Genomic DNA, 3,301 nt, shown 5'->3' with positions numbered 1-3,301 from the left:
GCCGCCACCGGTGGCGGCTCCGGCGCGCCGCTCGCGGGCGTCCCGCCGCACCGCCAGCACCGCTCGGATCCCCAGCTGGACGAGGTGGGCCGCGCCCAGCAGTTCGACGGCGTCGTGGACCACCGGGGAGCGGGCGGCGATCAGTGACAGCCCGGCGGCGGCGAGCATGTGCGCGCACAGCCCGGTCCGGGCACCCGGCGCCGCGGCCCGCCCCTTGGCGGGATGCTCGGTGGCCGATCTGACCACGACGAGGAAATCGGGGCCGGGGACCAGGTAGGCCACCAGTACGACACCGAGGAAGCCGACGGGGTCGACCGGCATCCGCTCTTCCCTTCGCTCCACTCGGGAGGCGCGCACCGCCCACTCGATGCCGGTGCCCGGAAAGACCTCCTCCACGTTTCCCGGGTGGGGGCCGGACTCGCCGGCGCCCTCCTGCGAAGGGCGCCCGGGTTCAGGAGCCGAGGCGCCTCAGGTCCGCCGCGAGGGAGCTGACGGCCGCGGGGTTGCGCGGGCTCTCGACGAGGTCGACGTAGTCGAGAACGACGATCCGGTCGTTCTTGACGGCGGAGACGTTCGCGAGCGGTTCGTAGGACATGAGGAACCTCCGCTTCTGTTCCGCGGTGGTGTCCCCGTAGTCGTTGATCACGATGACCTCGGGGTCGCGGTCGACGACCGTCTCCCAGCCCACGGTGGTCCAGCTGTCCTCGAGGTCCTTCATGACGTGGTCGCCGCCGGCCTTGGTGATGATGTCGTGGGGTCCGGCGAAGGCGCCGGACGTGAACGGCTTGTCCTCGCCGCTGTCGTAGAGGAACACCCGCGGCCGGTCGACGCCCTTCGGAGCCTTCGCCCGCGCTTCGGCGACCTGCTCGCGGAACGAGCTGACGAGCGCCTCGGCCCTGTCCTCGACGTCGAACACCTTCCCCAGGTTCCGCAGGTCCGTGTACAACGCGTCGAGCGGCGCCATCACGCCGCGGGCCTTGCCCCGCCCGTTGCGGCACGACTCGCTGAGCAGGTACGAGTCGACGCCCACGCTCCGCAGCGCGGCGGGCGTGAACCCCTCGCCCTCGTTGAAGCCGTAGTTCCAGCCCGCGAAGACCAGATCGGCGCGGGCGTCCAGGACCAGTTCCTTGGTGATCCGCTCCTTCGAGAGCCACTCGGTCTTCCGGTAGCCGTCCTTCCACGGGACCTTCGTGAGGTCGCCCTTGTCGTCGGGCATGACGTATCCGGCCATGTGGTCCTCGAGGCCGAGGGCGAACATGATCTCGGTGATTCCCACGTCGTTGGTGACCACGCGGCGCGGAGCCCTTTCGAACGTCTTCTTCTCGCCGCAGTTCTCGACGGTGACCGGGTAGTGGCCGCCGGACGCGCGGGCGCCCTCCCCCGTCCCCTCCTGCGACGGGACGTCCGCCCCGCAGCCGGTGGCGGCGAAGGCCAGGACGAGGGCGAGGGCGGCGGGGCGTGCGAGGTTCGGCATGGTGGGGTGGCTCCTTCGAGGACGGACCGGGAACGGCGGACTACCGGGGGGCAAGACGGTCGAAGAGCAGCTGGATCACACCTGTCTCCGGGTGGGGGACGCGGTGCGCCCGCACACCGAAGACGTCGGCCAGCAGAGCCGGTGTGAGGACGTCGTGAGGGGCGCCGGAAGCGACGATCCGCCCGCCGTCGATGACGTGGAGGAGGTCGCAGTGGAGTGCGGCGAGGTTGAGGTCGTGCAGCGCGGCGAGCACGGTCGGCCCGCTGGTGCGGACGAGGGACAGGACCTCCAGCTGCTGGGCGATGTCCAGGTGGTTGGTGGGCTCGTCCAGCACCAGGACCTGCGGCTGCTGGGCGAGCGCGCGGGCGATCAGGACCCGTTGCTTCTCACCGCCGGAGAGCGTGAGGAAGCCGCGGTCGGCCAGATGTCCGGCGCCGACCGCTTCCAGTGCGGTGGCGCATGTGCGCCGGTCCTCGTCGGTCTCCCGGGCCACCGCCCTCTGGTGCGGCAGCCTGCCCATGGCGACGACCTCGGCCACCGTGAAGTCGAACTCCGCGACCGCTTCCTGCGGAAGGGCCGCGAGCCGGCGCGCGCTGTCGCGCGCGGTCATGGCCAGCAGGTCGTCGCCGCCGAGGCGTACCGCACCGGCCGTGGGGCGCAGCGCCCGGTAGACGCATCGCAGCAGGGTGGACTTGCCGCTGCCGTTGGGCCCGACGAGCCCCACGAACTGGCCGCTGCCCGCCCGCAGGGAGACGTCCTCCACCACCCGCGCGCCGGAGATCTCCACGGTGACCGCGTCGATGTCGATCCGCATCACACGCCTCCGAAGGTGTAGGTGCGGCGGCGCATGAGCAGGACGAAGCAGGGCACGCCGATCACGGCCGTCACCACGCCCAGCGGCAGTTCGGCGGGGGCGAGCAGCACGCGCGACAGGATGTCGACCCAGATCAGCAGTACGGCGCCGGCCAGGGGGGCGACGGCCAGCAGCCGGCGGTGGTCCGCCCCGACCAGCATCCGGGCGGCGTGCGGCACCATCAGGCCCACGAAGCCGATCGCCCCGCTGACCGCGACGACCGCCCCGGTGACGGCGGAGGCGGTGAGGAAGAGTTCCCTGCGCAGCCGCCCGGGGTCCACGCCCAGCGCGGCAGTGGTTTCGTCGCCCATCGCGAGGGCGTTCAGGCGCCGGGCCGACCAGCCGAGGTGGACGAGGCCGCCGAGCACCGCGCCCGCGGCGATCGGGACGGAGGACCAGCTCGCGCCGCCCAGACTGCCGAGCAGCCACATCATCGCGGACCGGGCCGCCTCACCGTGCTCGGCGGCGAACACCATGAACGTGGTCACGGCCGAGAAACCGTAGTACAGCGCGGTACCGGTCAGCACGAGCCGCAACGGCGTCAGGCCCCGCGGGGTCCGGGCGATCGCGTACACCAGCGCCATGGCGCCGAGCGCGGAGAGGAACGCCGCCGTGGACAGCGCCCAGACACCGAGCGCGCCGAAGGCCCCGAAGATGAGCACGGCGTTGGCTCCGACGGCCGCGCCGGAGGAGATGCCGAGGACGAACGGGTCCGCGAGCGCGTTGCGGACCATCGCCTGGACGGCGACGCCGACGGAGGCCAGGCCGGCGCCGACGACCGCGGCCAGCACGGTGCGCGGGAAACGCAGTTCCCACACGATGAGGTAGGAGGAGACCGCGTCCGGAGCTATGGTCCCACCGGTCAGCCCCGCCCAGAGGTGGTGCAGCGCCTCGCTCCACGAGAGCCCCGACGCCCCGATGCCCACCCCGCAGGCCAGGGAGACGGGGAGCGCGGCGCACAGGCCGGTCACGAG

General features: G+C 72.5%; 4 protein-coding genes. All 4 read right to left on the bottom strand.

Translation table 11 applies throughout. The features are described from left to right. A partial coding sequence (locus tag AOK18_RS15945; RefSeq protein ID WP_157865109.1) for a LysE family translocator occupies positions 1 to 321 on the bottom strand: 321 nt, incomplete at its 3' end. A 130-nt stretch (positions 322 to 451) separates the two neighbouring features. Beyond that, positions 452 to 1,474, bottom strand: coding sequence for an ABC transporter substrate-binding protein (locus AOK18_RS15940; RefSeq protein WP_055694787.1), 1,023 nt, complete (start codon positions 1,472 to 1,474; stop codon positions 452 to 454). A gap of 40 nt (positions 1,475 to 1,514) precedes the next feature. Then, on the bottom strand, positions 1,515 to 2,288 hold the full coding sequence (locus AOK18_RS15935) for an ABC transporter ATP-binding protein (RefSeq protein ID WP_055575188.1): 774 nt from the start codon (positions 2,286 to 2,288) through the stop codon (positions 1,515 to 1,517). Further along, positions 2,288 to 3,301 (bottom strand): FecCD family ABC transporter permease (locus AOK18_RS15930; RefSeq protein WP_055694786.1); only part of this gene is annotated, 1,014 nt, incomplete at its 5' end. The genes AOK18_RS15930 and AOK18_RS15935, both read right to left, overlap by 1 nt.

Source organism: Streptomyces prasinopilosus, assembly GCF_001419695.1.
In the GTDB taxonomy this organism is placed as follows: Bacteria; Actinomycetota; Actinomycetes; order Streptomycetales; family Streptomycetaceae; genus Streptomyces; species Streptomyces prasinopilosus.
Note: the sequence above shows the minus strand (reverse complement) of the source record. Positions and strands in the feature narration are given on the sequence as shown.

Coding starts and splice junctions, on each gene's coding strand:
- AOK18_RS15940 (WP_055694787.1), bottom strand. CDS start 1,474: ATGCCGAACCTCGCACGCCCCGCCGCCCTCGCCCTCGTCCTGGCCTTC.
- AOK18_RS15935 (WP_055575188.1), bottom strand. CDS start 2,288: ATGCGGATCGACATCGACGCGGTCACCGTGGAGATCTCCGGCGCGCGG.